The following is a 16938-nucleotide window of genomic DNA, read 5'->3' as shown; positions in this document are numbered from 1 at the left end:
GTTTTGGAAGCTTCTTTGTTTGAATGATTAGGATGATTGCCTCTTAAAACAATACCTGCTGCTCGGCAAACAGCTTTCCGAGAAACGACTGGCGGTGCATCGGACTCGGTCCGTACTCCAGCAGTCTTTCCCGGTGAAGCTTGGTGGCATAACCTTTATGTACGGCAATTCCGTATGCCGGGTATAGCATATCCCATTCCTGCTTGCAGAGCCGATCGCGCGTCACTTTGGCCATGATGGAAGCGGCCGCGATCGACTGGCTGACCGCATCTCCATGAATGATGGCTAGCTGCGGAATATCCAAATCGACCTTTTCGGCGTCGACCAGCAAATGGTCGGGCTCCACCCGCAGCGCTTCGACCGCTTTTTTCATCGCGAGTCTCGACGCCTGCTTAATGTTGATCCGGTCGATCGTTTCCGCGTCAATGCGTGTTACCGACCAGGCCACGGCCTGCTCCGCAATTACATCATACAGCTGCTCCCGCTTTTTCTCCGAGAGCTTCTTTGAATCGTCGATTCCTTCCAGGACAAGTCCGGGCGGCAAAATAACCGCCGCCGCGACGACGTCGCCAAACAGGCAGCCTCTTCCCACCTCGTCGATTCCGGCAACCGCTTCGGCTCCCCGCTCCCATAAAGGTTGTTCGTAACTGAGCACGGCTAAACCTCCGACTGCGCCGCTTCCAGCGTAATGCGCCCCAGCTTGCCCGCCCTGAGCTCGCGGAGAATGATGCCGGAAGCCTTCTCCAGATCGACCCGGCCGCCGCCGACGAGACAGCCGCGCTTGCGTCCGATCTCTTCCATGACGCGCACAACTTCGTCCGCATCCTCCAGATCCTTCGGCGGCTCTTCAACGCCAAAGCGCTCCTGCATTTGCGGCCAATAACGGCCGGCAATCGCCTTCACCGCGAAAAAAGCCACGTCTTCCACGTTCAACACCTGCTCCTTGATCGCGCCGGTCATCGCCAGCCTGTAGCCGACAAGCTGATCCTCAAACTTGGGCCACAAAATGCCGGGCGTATCCAGCAGCTCCATCTCGGTACCGACCTTAATCCACTGCTGGCCTTTCGTCACGCCCGGGCGGTCGCCTGTCGCCGCGATGTTCCTGCCCGCAAGGCGGTTAATGAGCGTCGACTTGCCAACGTTCGGAATGCCGACGATAAGTCCTCTGACTGCCCGCGGATTGATCCCTTTATCGATCTGACGCTGAATTTTATGCTGCAGCAGCTCTTTTGCGAGTACCGGGATCTCGTTTACCCGCGTTCCGGTCGACGAATCGACCGCAATGCTGCGGTGTCCTTCAGCCGCAAAATAAGCGATCCAACGTTCCGTTTCCTTCGCATCGGCCAAATCCGATTTGTTCAGCACAATCAGACGTGGTTTCCCCCGCAAAATGTCGTCGATCATCGGGTTGCGGCTTGAAAGCGGGATGCGGGCGTCGATCAGCTCGATAACGACATCGATCAGCTTCAGCTTCTCTTCGATCTGCCGCCGCGCTTTGGTCATATGGCCCGGAAACCACTGTATCGTCATGCGTTCACCTCATCCAAGGCGGAATGCCGCCTAAATCTCAAATTACCAGTTGTGTTTAATAAATTCGATTTTGTTCAGCGGCCAAAAAATGACGTCCGCCCGTCCAATCAATTCCTTGTCGGAAATATAGCCGATCATCCGGCTGTCCTCGCTGTTGCCCCGGTTATCGCCCAGTGCAAGAAACGAATCTGCAGGAACAGTGCCGTCCGTAAAGGTCTCGTTAGGGAAAGACGGGCCAATGTTATACAGTCTGCCTTCCTTGTGCGCTTGTTCGATCGCTTGTTTCAGGTAAGGCTCTTCCTGCTTGACACCGTTAATATAAACGTCGTCCCCGTCCACCTTTACTTGATCCCCGGGGATGGCAATGACTCGCTTAATGAAATCGCGGCCTTCCTCCGGCACATGAAACACGACGACTTCGCCCCGTTTCGGTTCGCGGATGGAATACAGAATTTTATTGACGATCAAACGTTCCCCGGACTCAAAGTTAGGCTGCATGGACGGCCCGTCCACGACAAACGGCGCGAACAAAAACCAGCGGATGAGAAATACGAGAAGGGATGCGATGGCAAGCGCCTTAATCCATTCCACAATTTCCTTCTGGGCTTTGCCGCCGCCAGATTGACGTACAGCCGTATCGGCCGGCCGGCCGCCATCGCCGGACGCCATCCGGATTTCCCTGTTCCCCGAAAATTCAGGAGCCGGGATTTCCTGTTCAGTGCGCTGTTGCTGATCCATTCGTTACGCCTCTTTCCCCGGCGAAGTCCGGTTATGTTCTTCATTGCAACGGTATTAGTATTTCCGAAAAAACGAAAAGGGACTTGTTTGCGCAAGCCCCTCTTGACGTTTATCCTTAACGGATTTCTTTGATTCTTGCCGCTTTGCCGCGCAGGCTGCGGAGGTAGTACAGTTTCGCACGACGAACTTTACCGCGGCGAGCCACTTCGATCTTGTCGATCTTCGGCGAATTCACCGGGAACGTTCTTTCTACGCCAACGCCGTAAGAAATTTTGCGAACCGTGAACGTTTCGCTGATTCCGCCGCCGCGGCGTTTAATAACAACGCCTTCAAACAGCTGAATCCGCTCGCGGGAACCCTCGATAACTTTTACGTATACTTTCAGCGTATCGCCGGGACGGAAGCTAGGAATGTCCTTGCGGAGCTGTTCCTGAGTAATCGCTTGTACAATGTTCATGTTTAAGTCCCTCCTTCCACCATAGACGTTCATATAAGCTCGCCGGCTGTCTCCTTGAGCCGGGTCTTGACCGATAGAGGACCGTCCGTTTTACACACAACATTTGTAATTGTAGCATATCCGGATAAAAAAGACAATATCCCGTATCAAACCGCTTCAGAGAATGTTTTAGCGGCTTGAGGCTTAACATTTCCGATCAAGGCGTCTTTGGCTTGCTCGACATTGAGCAAACGTTCCCAACGCGCAACGATAAAGGAAGCAACGGCATAACCGATAATGTTGACTGTGGTCCGGTAATTGCCCATAATGCGGTCCGGAGCGAGCATGAGCGCGACGGCTGCGATTGGAATGACGCCGGTCGCAGCGGCTGTCGCCGACAGCGCGACAAAGGCGGAACCCGGAATGCCCGCCATCCCTTTCGAAGTTAACATCAATATGCCGAGCATAAGAAGCTGCTGCGCAAGCGACAATTCAACGCCTGTTGCTTGGGCCAGGAAGACGAGAGCCAACGACAGGTAGATGGAGGCGCCATCGAGGTTGAATGAATATCCGGTTGGTACGACCAAGCCGACCACGGCGCGGTTGCAGCCCGCTTTCTCCATTTTTTCCATCAGCTGTGGCATAACGGCTTCCGTTGAACCGGTAGCGAACGATAGAAAAATTTCTTCGCGGATGTATTTGATCATCTTCCAGAGGCTAAGTCCGGTAAATACACGCATTACAATGGCCAGAACAACAACGAAGATGAGACATGCGATGGTCATGGCGATAAACAGCTTGCCGAACGAGATCAGCATGTTTAGACCGTATTGGCTGACAGCAGCGGCCATCGCCCCGAAAGTGGCCAGCGCCGTCAGCTTCATAATATAACCCATGATTTTGAAGATGACCTCGTTAACCCGCTCAAGCAGATCGAGTATCACTTCCGAAGTGCGCCCTCCCGTATGAACAAGCGCAAAACCGAACAAACAGGAGACAAGCAGCACCTGAAGCATGCTGTTGGTTGCGAACGCTCCGACAACGCTCTCCGGAATGATGTTCATAATAAAATCCGCTTCGCTCGGAAGCTCCGCGCCTTTCGTTTTCGCCTCCACGGCGTCGGTCGATAACGTGGTCGCGTCGACGTTCATGCCTTTGCCCGGGTTCGCGATATTGGCAACGACCAGACCGATAATGAGTGCGAACGTAGTAACAATCTCGAAGTAGAGAATTGTTTTGCCCCCGATTCTGCCGACAGCTTTAATGTCGCCGACCTTTGCGATGCCGACAACGACAACGCCGAATACGAGCGGGGCGATAATCATTTTAATCAGTTTAATGAAGCCGTCCCCTAAAGGTTTTAACGCATTTCCGAGATCCGGGTAAAAGTACCCAACCAAAACACCTGCAACGATCGACACGATAATTTGAAAGAAAAGCCCCTTGTAAAAAGGTTTTTTGCGAGATATTGCTTCTTGTTTCATCTTGTTTCGCTCCCCTTATTATGATGTGAGTCAAATTCGGTTAATAAGCAACATGCCCCTCCCTTAATAAGTGACTTATTATAACGTATCCCGTTTTCTATAGTGACATCTTACAAGTTATAACCTGTCCCTACAATGTTTATTTTAGCTAAACTTTCTGCTGACCTTTTGGCTAAAATCTACAATGGGTCAAACAGATACGCGAATTCAAAGGAGGTATGGTTAGCCTATGGAATAAAATACGCAATATAATTGATAAAATTGGTCATTATAACTAATTATCTTCTTGATTTTTGGTTAATTGGCCTTGATAATCGTATTTACTTTCCTTTTCTTCTCCATTATAGTTATTGTTAAGTTACTTCACGTTAGAGGGAGCGTCGGGATGTGATAGTAGAGGATCTTCTTAAAATTCCAAAGTTCCGGCAATCCAGAATTATTGCCGGGCATAACGGAATAGAGCGCACCGTTGAATCCGTCAATATGATGGATGCACCGGATATCGTCGATTTTATTAAGCCTCATGAGCTTCTGCTGACGACGGCCTATGCCATGAAAGATAATCCGGAGCAATTGGAAACGCTTGTGTCCAAATTGGCCGGCGTCGGCTGCGCCGGTCTCGTCATCAAGATGAAACGATTTTTGAACCAAATCCCCGATCAGGTTATAGCCGTCGCTGACCGTTTGAACTTTCCGCTTATCGAGCTGCCTCTTGATTATTCTTTGGGTGAAGTTTTGCACGAAGCATTAAGCTATATTCTGGAGAAAAGAACGGATGAGCTGCGGTACGCATTGGATAGCCATAGACATTTTTCCAATCTTGTCTTGGAAGGAAAAGGAATTCCAGAAATTTTGCAGGAACTTTCCGGCCTTTTGCATTCCCCTACCTTGCTGCTAAATCATAAACTCGAAGTCAGTTCGTTTTCCCGTCACTTTGAAGACGTCTCTCTTATGGCGGCGCTGCCTGCGATCCGGGAAGCCATCCCCCCGTTATTGCCGGCGAATTCCAGTCAGTCGGTATGTCTTATTTTCGATACAGAGTTTCCAAGCCGGCAAGCCGTCATTCTCCCTATTCAAACGTATCAGCCTCAAGGGTTCCTCGTTTCATTTATAGACGAAGAGCTGCAAATGAATAATCTTCCGGTAATGGCAATGGAACAGGCTGCTAACGTGATCAGTTTCGAAATGTTGAAGGAGCAGGCGGTTAAGGAGCGCTCAAGAAGGTACAAAAATGAATTTTTTACAGATTTGGTTGAAGGCTTTGTAACTTCTGAACAGGAAGTGCTTCACCGCGGAAAAAGATACGGCTTAAATGAAAGAAGCATTTCTTTATGTATTGTCGCCAAAAAAGATCCGCTTTCCGAATCGGCCGGCGGGATGTCCGCTTCGCAGGAAGTAAGCCGGTTTACGGAGCGGGAAGACCTTTATCAATTGCTGAAAAAACAATTTCTGAATGACGGAAAAGCTTTTGTCATCTTTCCAAAAAACGATTTGTTCGTCATCATTCGTTTTTACAATCCGGATGAAATGACTTTTCTCCAAATGGAAAAGGAACTGGTGAATCAGCTCAAAAAGATTGCCGACCATATTTTTGAGAGCAAACGGATCGCCATTTCCTTTGGCGTAGGCAATCCAGTTGAGAAGCATACCGATATTCCACTTACGTATACAGAAGCGTTCGACGCATTGCAAACCGGGTACAACAGCAAGAAACAAAAATTTGTGCAATTATATCACATTAAAGAATTGATTGACTTGTTAAGAATGATTCCGATGGCGAATCTGGAGGAATTTTACAACGATACGTTTAAAGATATGCAAGAGTTGGGTGAGAAGGAGCGGAACGAACTGATGAAAACGCTGATGGTTTTTTACGAAAACCATTGTCAAATCGCCGATACCGCCAAACAGCTCATCGTTCATCGCAATACCGTCATTTACCGGTTAGAAAAGTATGAGCAATTAACAGGCCGTAATTTACGTTCCACAAGCGACAGCCTTCGTTTCCGGGTCGCTTATTTGATCGAATCGCTGCTAAGCGGCAAATAAAACGATGCAAATGGATTTAAGGCCAAACCTGGTCGGTTTGGCCTCATCCATGTTATATCGTATGCGACAATACCAGCCCGCCGTAAGCGAATGCGGCCACGATGACAATTGCGGGATGGATTTTCCCTTTCGTCATCGCCCACAGCGCCACCGCCGCAATGGCAAGCGATTGCCATATGCCGATGGAAACAACCGAAACATCCGACATCTGCCACGTTAACAGCAGCATCATGACGGCGATCACCGGCTGCACCAATAACGTAATCCCTTTAACGACAGACGACTGCCGGTAGCGGTTCAATATTTGCAGCAAAATGATTAAAGCAACGGCCGAAGGAACAACCGTGGCGCAGGTGGCAATCAAGAAACCGGCCCAGCCGAGCTGCTGATACCCTACAAATGCGGCGATTTTGGTGGCGATCGGTCCGGGCAGTGCGTTTCCAACCGCGAGCAAATCGGCGAACTGATCGTTCGTCAGCCAGCCGTAATGATTGACAATCTCCTCTTGCATCAAGGGGATCGAAGCAGGTCCTCCCCCGTAACCGAGTACGTTCGCAACAAAAAAACCCCAGAACATTTCAAACCAGCTCATTATGACATCCCTTTCTCTTTATTCGTCTTACGGCTCCATAATCTCAAGTGAAAAGCGCCGTACGCAATGAACAACGCGATGACGATGCCGGGATGAATATTGACAACGGAGAGCAGTATAAAAGCAAGCAGTCCAAAAGCAATCGCAAATCCTTTCCCAAGCCCCTTCCACGCCTTCATCGCAAATTCATACGCCATCATGCCCAGCATGACAACGATGACCGGTCGGACCGCGGCGATCATGCCCGCGACATATTTGGAATTTTTTAATGCATACAATGTGCCGAGCAAAGCGACAATCGCTATACTAGTCGGTAAAATGTGAGCGCAAACCGCAACGACCGCACCCAGCCAACCCTTCATCCGGAATCCAAGATACGCGGCCATCTTGGTTGCGATCGGTCCGGGAAGCGCATTTGCAATCGCCAGAATCTCTGCAAACTCCTCGTCGCTTACCCATTTATAACGGGTAACCGCTTCATGACGGATAAGCGGAATAACCGACGGTCCGCCTCCGTAACCCAATATCCCTGTCCTCCCCAATCCAAACGTCAGATCTTTGTACACACTCATCGTTATTCCTCCTATAGCTTCATGCCCATACGGCTTTTATACCGATTAAGCAGCAACTGCGACTCGACCTTCACGATACCCGGCATTTTATAAAGCTTTTCGAGCAAAAAGCGCTCCATCTCTTCCGTAGTCTCAAAAATGCCGTGCATGTGGAGCGTACTTGGACCGGTCATATGATAAAGACTTGTTACCGATGGCTCCATCTCCAGCTTCTCCGCCACCTCATCCAAAAACTGCGGTTCGATATCCACATTAAAAAAGGCGGATACCATCACTCCGATTTTGGCCGGATTGATGACGATCGTAAACCGTTCGATTACGCCTTCGTCGATCATCGAATTGATTCGGGCCTGGATTGCAACGCGTGACATGCCGATTTTTTGCGCAAGTTCGGTATATGAGACCCGGCCGTTTTCATGCAGCGCTTCTAAAATTTGCTTGTCGACTGTATCCAAACGGTCCGGCAGCGGGATTCCGTTAATTATTTTTTTGTCGGCCATGAGCTTCCACCCCATTTCCAGAAAGTCTATGTCGCAGTTAAATTATATAATATTATTTCGTTTTGTAAACTTTTTTTCTTAAACACCGACAATTTTCACAATAATCAGCTTCTTCACTATTCTTTTTTATATAGATGTTTGACGCTTACAATGACAGCATGCGGTTCGTATCCATGGGAGAAAATACAGCAGCCAGCCTTAATATTCATTAAAAAAGGGAGAAAAGCTCGGTCTCATGAGCTCTTCTCCCTTTTTCCCGTACATCTGAAGTAGACAGACGCACATCATCGATCAACTTTCTTTGTTGCAGGAATTCGTTTCCTGTCTTCTTTGCGCGATCCATTCCCGCTCCTTCTCCGTCATCTCCGCCGTCTCCAGCAGCTCCGGACGGCGGCTGAGCGTTCTCAGCAGCGACTGCTCCCTGCGCCAGCTGTCAATGCGGACGTGATGGCCAGAGATGAGCACCTCCGGCACTTCCCAGCCGCGGAAAACCGCCGGACGGGTATAGTGGGGATATTCCAGCAGCCCGTTGCTGAACGAATCGGCAGCGGCCGACGACTCGTTGCCGAGCACGCCCGGCAGCAGCCGGACGACGCTGTCGATGATTACCATCGCCGGCAGCTCTCCGCCCGTCAGCACGTAATCGCCGATCGACAGCTCGTCCGTCACGAGATGCTCGCGGATGCGCTCGTCATAGCCTTCATAGTGGCCGCATATAAAAATAAGCCTATCTTCGGCAGCGAGCTCCTCCGCCTTCCGCTGCGTGAACGGCTCTCCCTGCGGGCACATCAAAATGACCCGCGGCGGCTTTGCCGTTTGCGGGCGGGCAATTTCGGTCGGGACGGCGGTTGCACCGCCTAGTGCGTTGCCCCCTTCTGAGCCGCTGCCTTCTCCGTTGCCGCCTTCTAGGTCGCCGCCTTGTGGGTCGATGCCTAACTGCTCGGGCCCTTGCAAAGCGCCGGCCCCCGTCTTTTCCCCGCCAGGGCCGAGCAGATCTTCCACAGCCGAGAATACCGGCTCCGGCTTCAGTACCATGCCGCCGCCTCCGCCGTACGGGTAGTCGTCGACCGTGTTGTGCTTATTGTTCGCATATTCGCGGAAGTTGACGGCGGTAAGCTCTACGATGCCTTTCTCGCGCGCCTTGCCGAGAATGCTCGCGCCGAATACGCCGGCAAACATTTCCGGAAACAATGTGAGGACGTCGATACGCATCGGGCTACATCATTCCTTCCATCAGCCGCACGGTCACTTTTTTTTCCTTCACGTCAACCGTCAAAATGACATCGTCGATTACGGGAAGCAGCAGCTGCTTTTTCTTCGGAAGATCGACGACCCACACGTCGTTGGCACCGGGGCTTAAAATTTCCGAGATCGTGCCAAGCTCCTCGCCTTCCTCCGTTACAGCTTTGCAGCCGATAATATCGCTGTAATAATATTCGTCATCTTCGAGCTCTTCACGCTGGCTCTCGGCAATTTTCATCATCCAGCCTTTATATTTTTCGACTTCGTTTATGTCATGATAGCCTTTAAGCTTGACGATGTAGACGTTTTTGTGCAGTCTGGCGCTCTGCACTTCGACCGGCACGCCCCCGCTCACGCTTTCTTCCTTCAGCAGCGTGAGCCGGCTCCCGGGAGCGAAACGCTGCTCGGGAAAATCGGTATGGGGAACGATTTTGAGCTCACCCCGTATTCCGTGCGTATTGGCGACCTTGCCTACTGTAAACCATTTTTCCGTCATCATGATCACCCGCCTTCATTACTACACTTCGTATTGATTCGCGAAAAAGGGCTAGGATATGCATCCTAACCCCTTCTTGGCGCGTTATTTATGAAATGATGTCCACGATGACCCGCTTTTGCGAGTCCGCAGCAGCCGATGACACGACGGTGCGCAGCGCCTTGGCGATGCGCCCCTGCTTGCCGATCACTTTGCCGACATCGTCGCGGTGTACGGACAATTCGTAAACCGTTCCGCGGTCATCGGCCTTCTCCTCCACGCGCACGTCCTCCGGATGATCCACTAAAGCCTTCGCAATGACAAGAATCAAATCTTTCATTTGTAGGCCCTCCGCTTCTACAACTATTTCTGTTGTTTCAGCTCATGGAACTTCGTAAGCACGCCTGCTTTGGAAAGCAGGTTGCGGACCGTGTCGGAAGCTTGAGCTCCCGTTTGCAGCCATTTCAGCGCTTTTTCCTCATCGATGTTTACTTGAGCCGGCTGTGCAACCGGATTGTAAGTACCGATTTCTTCGATAAAGCGGCCGTCACGCGGCGAACGGGAATCGGATACGACGACGCGGTAGAAAGGAGCCTTGTGGGCACCGATGCGTTTCAGACGAATACGTACTGCCATTTTTACATTCACCTCCTTAAAAGAATCAATCGCCCGTGCGTGGCTGGCTAATCGCAGCCCGCTGGACGGGCCGTTAAGTCCCAGATCATCCGAACGGGAACTTCATGTTTTTGCCGAGCAGTCCCTTTAAACCTTTCATGCCGCCCTTCGGACCTTTCGGACCCATCATGGACGAGAACTGCTTCATCATCTTGCGCATATCTTCAAACTGCTTGATCAGACGGTTCACTTCGGCCACATTCGTGCCGCTGCCCGCGGCAATCCGGCGGCGACGGCTGTGATTGATGATTTCCGGCTTGCGCTTCTCCGCGATCGTCATCGACTTGACGATCGCTTCAACGCGGCCGACCTGCTTCTCATCCACCTTCAAATCTTTCAAGCCTTTGGCTTTGTTCATGCCCGGCAGCATTTCCATAATTTGATCGAGCGGCCCGAGCTTGCGGACCTGTTCCATCTGCTCCAGGAAATCCTCGAACGTGAATTCCGCCGTGCGCATTTTGCGCTCCATCTCGGCCGCTTTCTCGGCGTCGATGTTCGACTGCGCTTTCTCGATCAGGGACAGCATATCGCCCATGCCGAGAATACGCGAAGCCATCCGCTCGGGGTGGAACGGCTCAAGAGGCACGATCTTCTCGCCGGTTGCCGCGAATTTGATCGGACAGCCGGTCACGGCCTTGACCGACAGCGCGGCGCCGCCGCGCGTATCGCCGTCCAGCTTCGTCAGCACGACGCCGGTCAGCTCCAGCTGCTCATGGAAGCTCTTCGCCACATTGACCGCTTCCTGACCGGTCATACTATCGACGACAAGCAGCACTTCATCGGGCTTCGTCACCTCATGAATCTGCTTCAGCTCTTCCATCAGCGCTTCATCGATATGGAGTCGGCCAGCCGTATCGACGATGACGTAATCGTGGCCGTTCTCCTTCGCATGCGCAACGCCTGCGCGCGCGATTTCGACGGGAGACGTCTGGTCGCCGAGCGAAAAGACCGGAACGCCTATTTGCGCGCCCAGCACCTGCAGCTGCTTGATCGCAGCCGGGCGGTAAATGTCTCCCGCCACGAGCAGCGGCTTATGGTTGCCTTTTTGCAGCATTAACGCCAGCTTGCCGGACGTCGTCGTCTTACCCGCGCCCTGCAGGCCCGCCATCATAATGACCGTCGGCGGTCGATTCGCTTTGGCCAGCTTGCTCTGCGTGCCGCCCATCAGCTCCGTCAGCTCTTTGTTGACGATATCGATAATGACCATGCCCGGCGTGAAGCTCTTCATAACTTCCTGGCCGATAGCCCGTTCCTTGACCTTGGCGATAAACTCCTTCACAACCTTGAAGTTGACATCGGCCTCAAGCAGAGCCAGCCGGACTTCGCGCATCGCTTCGTTCACATCGTCCTCGGAAACTTTGCCTTTGCCTCTCAGCTTGCCGAACACGTTCTGCAGCCGGCCCGTCAAACCTTCAAATGCCGCCATCATGATCACCTCCGGAATCGTGCTTTTATTATTGATTGCATTACATGATTGTCTATAAATTACCGGGCTCGATGACCCGTTTCAATGCATCCGTAATGTCCCGCAGCTTTCGGCCCGGCTCTTCCCGGCCTTCCAGCACGGCGAGTTCCTGTTCCAGACGGTCCAGAAGTTCCCCCGCCATTCTGCTCTTGCGCAGCAGTCCCAGCTTTTGTTCGTACTCTTCCAGCACCGCTCCGCCCCGCTTCACATGCTCGTACACGGCCTGGCGGCTGATCCCGAATTCAGCGGCGATCTCGCCGAGCGAGAAGTCGTCGTGAAAGTAGTACGTTAAAATCGTTCCCTGCTTCTCCGTCAGCAGCGGCCCGTAGAAGTCAAAGAGCATATTGATCCGGTTCGTTTTCTCCAGCGCATCAGGTTCCATAACCGTCACAAGTTGCCCTCCTTCCGTCAAGGGAAAAAGACTTACACCGTCACCAGCGTTTCTTATCATACCGCAACGTTATCCGGGTGTCAAGCTTTACTCCTTGTCACCGCCCGCCGATTGTTCCTGCTCTTGGATCAACCCCGCGAACAAGGCATGAACGAACTGCTCCGAGTCGAACTGCTGCAGATCCTCCATCTTTTCGCCGAGACCGATTAATTTCACCGGAATGTCGAGCTCGTGGCGGATGGCGATGACGATGCCGCCTTTGGCGGTGCTGTCCAGCTTGGTAAGCACAAGGCCCGTCACCCCGCTTTTTTCGCCGAATAGCTTCGCCTGGCTAAGCGCGTTCTGACCTGTATTGGCGTCGAGCACAAGCAGCACCTCATGGGGGGCGCCGGGAATTTCACGCTGGATAACGCGAAAAATTTTGTTCAGCTCTTCCATCAGATTGTTTTTGTTCTGCAGCCTGCCTGCGGTGTCGCACAGCAGCACGTCGACGTTGCGCTGCTTCGCCGCCTGCACGGCGTCGAACATGACCGCTGCAGGGTCGGAACCGGACTGCTGCTTAATGACCTCCACGCCGACGCGCTGGCCCCATACTTCAAGCTGCTCGATCGCTCCGGCACGGAACGTGTCGCCTGCGGCGAGCAGCACCGACTTGCCCTCGCTCTTGAAGCGGTGGGCGAGCTTGCCGATCGTCGTCGTCTTGCCGACACCGTTCACGCCGACGAACAAAATAACGGTGATGCCATCGTCCGCCATGCGCAGCCCGTTCTCGTCGTCGCTTTTGAGCAGCCCGATCAGCTTTTCCGACAGCACCGGCTGCAGCTCCGCCGCGTCTTCGATTTTACGCTTCTTCACTTCCGCGCGCAGCTCGTCGATCAGCTCCATGACGGTGTTCACCCCGACGTCGGCACCGATCAGGATCTCTTCGAGCTCCTCATAGAACTCCTCGTCGATTTTTTTGCGCCGGGTGATCAGCTCCCCCACTTTCTCGACAAACGCGGTGCGCGTCTTGCTCAGCCCGTCCTTGAAAATATTGGTGACCGCTTCGGTTTTATTGGAAATACTTTCTTTCAGTCGTTTAAAAAAGCTCATTCATTTCCCTCCGTCTATTCATAAAAAGGTGGTCATTAATAAGGCGGCTTCCTTACGTAACCCGATCCCTTTTCCGATCCCGACTAAGCCGAAACCGCTTCGTCGTCTTCAAGCCGGACCGAAACGAGCTTGGAAACGCCGCCCTCCTCCATCGTGACGCCGTACAGCACGTCGGCTTCCTCCATCGTCCCTTTGCGGTGGGTGACGACGATGAATTGGGTCAGTCCGGAAAATTCCCGCAAATATTGGGCAAAACGCGACACGTTCGCCTCGTCCAGCGCCGCTTCGACCTCGTCGAGCACGCAGAACGGCACCGGCTTCACCTGCAAAATCGCAAACAGCAGCGCAATCGCCGTCAGCGCCCGCTCACCGCCGGACAATAATTGCAGGTTTTGCAGCTTTTTGCCGGGCGGCTGCGCCACAATATCGATGCCCGTCTCCAGCACCCGGCTCGGATCGACCATGACGAGATCGGCGCGGCCGCCGCCGAACAGCTTGGCAAACACGATCACGAAATGGCCGCGTATTTCCTCGAACGTCGAACGGAACCGTTTCGACATTTCCTCGTCCATTTCACGGATGACCTCGTACAGCGTCGCCTTCGCTTCCATCAGGTCGTTGCGCTGCGAATCGAGAAATTCGTAACGCTCCTTTACGCGCTGATATTCCTCGATAGCTCCGAGGTTCACCTCGCCAAGGGCGGCAATCGACCGCTTCAAATCTTTGACCGTCGTCTGCGCAGCGGCCACGTCCTCAGGGACCGCATACAGCTGCTTTGCCATTTCGTAGCTGAGCTCGTAGTCTTCGCTTAACTTGCGCAGCAGGTTATCGAGCTCCACGTCGAGCCGGTTGGCGGCAATTTCCGTTTGCCGCAGCCCTTCCTCAACCTTGCGCAGCGCGGTCCGCTGCTCCTTCGTCTCGCTCTCGCCTTCCTCCAGCCCGCGAACCATCGAGGCGCGCTCGGCGCGCTTCAAATCGGTCATCTGCGTGCATTCCATCTTGCGGATGCGCAGCCGGTTCAGCTCCTCGGTCTGCTTGACGGTTTCTTCGGCAAGCTTCCGGCGCTCCTCTTCCCGCTGATCAAGAGCGTTTTGCAGCGAGGTTTTCTCCTGCTTCGCCCTGCTGATTTCCGAGCGCAGCCGGACGACCGCATCGTCCGCCGACAGCTTTTCCTGATCGGTCTTTGCCGCCTGGATTTTCAAATCCGTCAGCTGCGTCTGCAGCTCTTCCTTCGCCGACTCGCTCGCCTTGCGCCGCTTCTCCGCCTCGCGGATCGCCTCCTGAAGGCCTGCTTCCTCCCATTCCAGCTTCTTAAGCCGCTCTTCCGCAGCTTGAGAAGAAGCAATGAGCTGCTCTTTCTCCTCCATATGACCGCTGCGGTCGGTTGTGAACATCTGTCCCTGGTCGCCCAGACTTGCGAGCTCACTCTCGACATGCTGCAGCTCCGCGCGCTGCTGCTGCTCTTCGATGCGCAGCTTCTCCGTCGTTTCGCGCAGCTCCTCCCGGTTTTGGCCGGCAATGGTCTGCTCCTTGCGCAGATCGGAAAGACGGTCGCGCAATTCCTTCAGCTTTCCGCGCGCGAGGCCGGATTCCTCGTCAAGCTGCTCGATTTGACGCTGGCGGCCGAGCAGGCTGGCGCCTTTCTTCTGCAGGCTGCCGCCCGTCATGGAGCCGCCGGCATTGACGACGTCACCCTCGAGCGTCACGACGCGGAAGCGGTATTGACATTTCGACGCGATCCGGTTCGCCTGCTCCAGCGTCTCGGCAAACAGCACATTGCCGAGCAAATTGCCCACGATGGAGGCATACTTGCTGTCGCAAGAGACAAGATCGGCCGCAACGCCGACGAAGCCTTCCACGCTTTCCGCCTGGCGTCTGTCCGACTCTGGCACCTGCCGACCCCGGATGACATCGAGCGGCAGAAACGTCGCTCTGCCGAGCTGACGCTGCTTCAGAAAGGCGATTCCCGCCCGCGCCGTCCTCTCGTCTTCCATGACGATATGCTGAAGGGCGCCGCCAAGCGCCGTTTCCACCGCGGTCTCCAGCCGCTGAGGGACACGAACGAGCTCCGCTACCGCTCCATGGACGCCTTCAAGACCACCCGCGGAGCGGCGGGACGCCTTAAGCACCTCGCGCACCCCTTGCATGAAGCCGTCGAGCGCATCCTGCATCTCTTTCATCGTGTCGCGGCGGGAGACGAGCGCTTCCAGGCGCTGCTCCCATTTGCGCACCGCCGCGCCGGTTTCCTCCAGCAGCTTCTGCACCGACTGGGTCCGCTCGCCCTCCTGTATGTATTTCTCCCGCATGCCGGTTAACGTAGAGAGCGTTTCGTCAAGCTGTGCGCGCAGCTTTTCCTTGCGCTGTGTCAGCCGTCCGACCTGGTCCTTCCACTTCGCTTCTTCGTCGCCGAGACGGTCCATGCGCCGCTGCACGGCTTCCTGCTGCTGCGCGGCATAGCGGATCTCGTTGCGCAGATGCGCCATCTCGCTCAACACTTCCAGCAGCTCGCCCTTCAGCGATTCGCCCGCCTCCGAGGCCGCTCCGCCTGCTACGCCGACGAGCTCATGTTCCTCGGCGGCAACCCGCTCCCGCAGCTCCTTAAGGCGGTCTTCCAGCACCGCCGCCTTGGCCCGCGCCTCCGCTTCCTCGCGCATCAGCGCAGAGATCCGCTCCTCCTGGGAAGCGACCGTTTCCTCAAGCTGCTCGCGGGTGCTCTCCAGATTGCGCCCCCGCTCCTTGAGCACTTCGCCGTAGCCTTCGCACTTCTCGTATTCTTCGCTGATGCCGAGCATCGCCTCGTGCAGCTTCTCGAGCGCCAGCTCCGTTTCGCGCAGCCGCTGGCGGTCCTTCTCCAGCACCGCATCGTGCTTGCTGACGACCGCGGACAATTCAAGCTCCTCGCTCCGCAGCGCTTCGAGCTTGTCGTTCAATTCGTTCCAGGACAGATGAACGCTTTCGATGCCGTGAACGTAGAGCGCGATCTCTTCATTTTTCAGCCGCTCTTTCAGCTGTTTGAAATGAATCGCCTTCTCCGACTGCTCCTTCAGCGGCTTTACCTGCTCCTCCAGCTCCGACACGAGGTCGTGAATCCGCAGCAGGTTTTGCTCCGTGTCGTCCAACTTGCGCTGCGCCTCACGCTTGCGCGATTTGTACTTCACAATGCCGGAAGCCTCTTCGAAAATGCCGCGCCGGTCTTCCGAACGCGTGCTCAGTATTTCTTCGATCCGTCCCTGTCCGATGATCGAGTACGCTTCCTTGCCGATCCCGGTATCCATGAACAGCTCCGTTATATCTTTCAGCCGGCACGGCTGGCGGTTAATCATATAGTCGCTGTCGCCGCTGCGGTGAACCCGGCGCGTAACGGTCACTTCGTTGTATTCCAGCGGCAGCGCCCCGTCGCCGTTGTCCAGCGTCAGCGACACTTCGCCGTAATTGACCGCTTTGCGCGCGTCGCTGCCGGCGAAAATAATGTCTTCCATTTTGCCGCCGCGAAGGCTTTTGGCGCTCTGCTCGCCGAGCACCCAGCGGATGCCGTCCGAAATGTTGCTTTTGCCGCTGCCGTTCGGTCCGACGACGGCCGTTATGCCGCGCACGAATTCCATTTCCGTTTTGTCGGCAAACGATTTGAAGCCCGATAATTCAATCCGTTTTAAAAACATGGTCAGCCTTTCACCTCACCGCTTATTGTATCATAAAC

Annotated in this window: 17 protein-coding genes; 1 reads left to right on the top strand and 16 read right to left on the bottom strand. The window is 54.1% G+C overall.

Annotation, left to right across the window (positions count from 1 at the left end; genetic code table 11):
• Positions 1 to 43: 43 nt before the first annotated feature.
• The 5 genes from VN24_RS20750 to dctA all read right to left on the bottom strand — a co-directional run bounded on the left by VN24_RS20750 (position 44) and on the right by dctA (position 4188).
• Positions 44 to 655, bottom strand: a complete 612-nt coding sequence (locus tag VN24_RS20750) for a ribonuclease HII (protein ID WP_045671976.1) — start codon at positions 653 to 655, stop codon at positions 44 to 46.
• 2 nt (positions 656 to 657) lie between these two features.
• The gene (gene ylqF, locus VN24_RS20745; protein ID WP_045671975.1) at positions 658 to 1530 is read right to left on the bottom strand and encodes a ribosome biogenesis GTPase YlqF; all 873 of its coding nucleotides are present in this window, start codon (positions 1528 to 1530) and stop codon (positions 658 to 660) included.
• 42 nt (positions 1531 to 1572) lie between these two features.
• Positions 1573 to 2199, bottom strand: coding sequence for a signal peptidase I (gene lepB / locus VN24_RS20740; protein WP_045673527.1), 627 nt, complete (start codon positions 2197 to 2199; stop codon positions 1573 to 1575).
• Between the two features lie 184 nt (positions 2200 to 2383).
• Positions 2384 to 2725, bottom strand: a complete 342-nt coding sequence (gene rplS, locus VN24_RS20735) for a 50S ribosomal protein L19 (protein ID WP_045671974.1) — start codon at positions 2723 to 2725, stop codon at positions 2384 to 2386.
• Positions 2726 to 2871: 146 nt separating this feature from the next.
• Positions 2872 to 4188, bottom strand: coding sequence for a C4-dicarboxylate transporter DctA (gene dctA, locus VN24_RS20730; RefSeq protein ID WP_045671973.1), 1317 nt, complete (start codon positions 4186 to 4188; stop codon positions 2872 to 2874).
• Between the two features lie 387 nt (positions 4189 to 4575).
• Between dctA and VN24_RS20725 the strand changes: the two genes are divergently transcribed.
• Positions 4576 to 6237 carry a PucR family transcriptional regulator gene (locus tag VN24_RS20725; protein WP_045671972.1) on the top strand — a complete coding sequence of 554 codons (1662 nt, stop codon included), beginning with the start codon at positions 4576 to 4578 and terminating at the stop codon, positions 6235 to 6237.
• Between the two features lie 52 nt (positions 6238 to 6289).
• Here the strand turns inward: VN24_RS20725 and VN24_RS20720 are convergent, their stop codons facing one another.
• From VN24_RS20720 to smc, 11 genes are all read right to left on the bottom strand, one after another.
• Positions 6290 to 6829, bottom strand: a complete 540-nt coding sequence (locus VN24_RS20720) for a chromate efflux transporter ChrA (protein ID WP_045671971.1) — start codon at positions 6827 to 6829, stop codon at positions 6290 to 6292.
• Positions 6829 to 7401: a chromate efflux transporter ChrB gene (locus VN24_RS20715; protein ID WP_045671970.1), complete on the bottom strand. Its 573-nt coding sequence runs from the start codon at positions 7399 to 7401 to the stop codon at positions 6829 to 6831. The genes VN24_RS20720 and VN24_RS20715 overlap by 1 nt, the downstream gene beginning before the upstream one ends.
• Before the next feature lie 11 nt (positions 7402 to 7412).
• The gene (locus VN24_RS20710) at positions 7413 to 7901 is read right to left on the bottom strand and encodes a chromate efflux transcriptional regulator ChrS (RefSeq protein WP_045671969.1); all 489 of its coding nucleotides are present in this window, start codon (positions 7899 to 7901) and stop codon (positions 7413 to 7415) included.
• Positions 7902 to 8192: 291 nt separating this feature from the next.
• Positions 8193 to 9113: a tRNA (guanosine(37)-N1)-methyltransferase TrmD gene (gene trmD, locus VN24_RS20705; protein WP_045671968.1), complete on the bottom strand. Its 921-nt coding sequence runs from the start codon at positions 9111 to 9113 to the stop codon at positions 8193 to 8195.
• A 4-nt stretch (positions 9114 to 9117) separates the two neighbouring features.
• Positions 9118 to 9639 (bottom strand): ribosome maturation factor RimM, encoded by a 522-nt coding sequence (gene rimM / locus VN24_RS20700; protein WP_045673526.1) that lies wholly within the window; start codon positions 9637 to 9639, stop codon positions 9118 to 9120.
• Between the two features lie 88 nt (positions 9640 to 9727).
• Positions 9728 to 9958, bottom strand: coding sequence for a KH domain-containing protein (locus tag VN24_RS20695; protein ID WP_045671967.1), 231 nt, complete (start codon positions 9956 to 9958; stop codon positions 9728 to 9730).
• 23 nt (positions 9959 to 9981) lie between these two features.
• Complete coding sequence (rpsP, locus tag VN24_RS20690; RefSeq protein ID WP_028561462.1) at positions 9982 to 10254, bottom strand: 30S ribosomal protein S16; 273 nt, start codon at positions 10252 to 10254, stop codon at positions 9982 to 9984.
• An 85-nt stretch (positions 10255 to 10339) separates the two neighbouring features.
• A complete protein-coding gene (gene ffh, locus VN24_RS20685) occupies positions 10340 to 11719 on the bottom strand; it encodes a signal recognition particle protein (RefSeq protein WP_045671966.1) in 1380 nt (459 codons plus the stop codon).
• A 52-nt stretch (positions 11720 to 11771) separates the two neighbouring features.
• Positions 11772 to 12140, bottom strand: a complete 369-nt coding sequence (ylxM, locus tag VN24_RS20680; protein ID WP_045673525.1) for a YlxM family DNA-binding protein — start codon at positions 12138 to 12140, stop codon at positions 11772 to 11774.
• Between the two features lie 96 nt (positions 12141 to 12236).
• Complete coding sequence (ftsY, locus tag VN24_RS20675; RefSeq protein ID WP_045671965.1) at positions 12237 to 13241, bottom strand: signal recognition particle-docking protein FtsY; 1005 nt, start codon at positions 13239 to 13241, stop codon at positions 12237 to 12239.
• Positions 13242 to 13324: 83 nt separating this feature from the next.
• Positions 13325 to 16900 carry a chromosome segregation protein SMC gene (smc, locus tag VN24_RS20670; RefSeq protein ID WP_045671964.1) on the bottom strand — a complete coding sequence of 1192 codons (3576 nt, stop codon included), beginning with the start codon at positions 16898 to 16900 and terminating at the stop codon, positions 13325 to 13327.
• Between the last annotated feature and the right edge of the window lie 38 nt (positions 16901 to 16938).

The sequence above is a fragment of the Paenibacillus beijingensis genome (assembly GCF_000961095.1).
Classification (GTDB): domain Bacteria; phylum Bacillota; class Bacilli; order Paenibacillales; family Paenibacillaceae; genus Paenibacillus_O; species Paenibacillus_O beijingensis.
Note: the sequence above shows the minus strand (reverse complement) of the source record. Positions and strands in the feature narration are given on the sequence as shown.

What these genes read in the sequence shown, in the direction of transcription:
- ylqF (WP_045671975.1), bottom strand. Translation starts at nt 1,530, where the DNA reads ATGACGATACAGTGGTTTCCGGGCCATATGACCAAAGCGCGGCGGCAG.
- lepB (WP_045673527.1), bottom strand. Translation starts at nt 2,199, where the DNA reads ATGGCGTCCGGCGATGGCGGCCGGCCGGCCGATACGGCTGTACGTCAA.
- rplS (WP_045671974.1), bottom strand. Translation starts at nt 2,725, where the DNA reads ATGAACATTGTACAAGCGATTACTCAGGAACAGCTCCGCAAGGACATT.
- dctA (WP_045671973.1), bottom strand. Translation starts at nt 4,188, where the DNA reads ATGAAACAAGAAGCAATATCTCGCAAAAAACCTTTTTACAAGGGGCTT.
- VN24_RS20720 (WP_045671971.1), bottom strand. Translation starts at nt 6,829, where the DNA reads ATGAGCTGGTTTGAAATGTTCTGGGGTTTTTTTGTTGCGAACGTACTC.
- VN24_RS20715 (WP_045671970.1), bottom strand. Translation starts at nt 7,401, where the DNA reads ATGAGTGTGTACAAAGATCTGACGTTTGGATTGGGGAGGACAGGGATA.
- VN24_RS20710 (WP_045671969.1), bottom strand. Translation starts at nt 7,901, where the DNA reads ATGGCCGACAAAAAAATAATTAACGGAATCCCGCTGCCGGACCGTTTG.
- trmD (WP_045671968.1), bottom strand. Translation starts at nt 9,113, where the DNA reads ATGCGTATCGACGTCCTCACATTGTTTCCGGAAATGTTTGCCGGCGTA.
- rimM (WP_045673526.1), bottom strand. Translation starts at nt 9,639, where the DNA reads ATGACGGAAAAATGGTTTACAGTAGGCAAGGTCGCCAATACGCACGGA.
- VN24_RS20695 (WP_045671967.1), bottom strand. Translation starts at nt 9,958, where the DNA reads ATGAAAGATTTGATTCTTGTCATTGCGAAGGCTTTAGTGGATCATCCG.
- rpsP (WP_028561462.1), bottom strand. Translation starts at nt 10,254, where the DNA reads ATGGCAGTACGTATTCGTCTGAAACGCATCGGTGCCCACAAGGCTCCT.
- ffh (WP_045671966.1), bottom strand. Translation starts at nt 11,719, where the DNA reads ATGGCGGCATTTGAAGGTTTGACGGGCCGGCTGCAGAACGTGTTCGGC.
- ylxM (WP_045673525.1), bottom strand. Translation starts at nt 12,140, where the DNA reads ATGGAACCTGATGCGCTGGAGAAAACGAACCGGATCAATATGCTCTTT.
- ftsY (WP_045671965.1), bottom strand. Translation starts at nt 13,241, where the DNA reads ATGAGCTTTTTTAAACGACTGAAAGAAAGTATTTCCAATAAAACCGAA.
- smc (WP_045671964.1), bottom strand. Translation starts at nt 16,900, where the DNA reads ATGTTTTTAAAACGGATTGAATTATCGGGCTTCAAATCGTTTGCCGAC.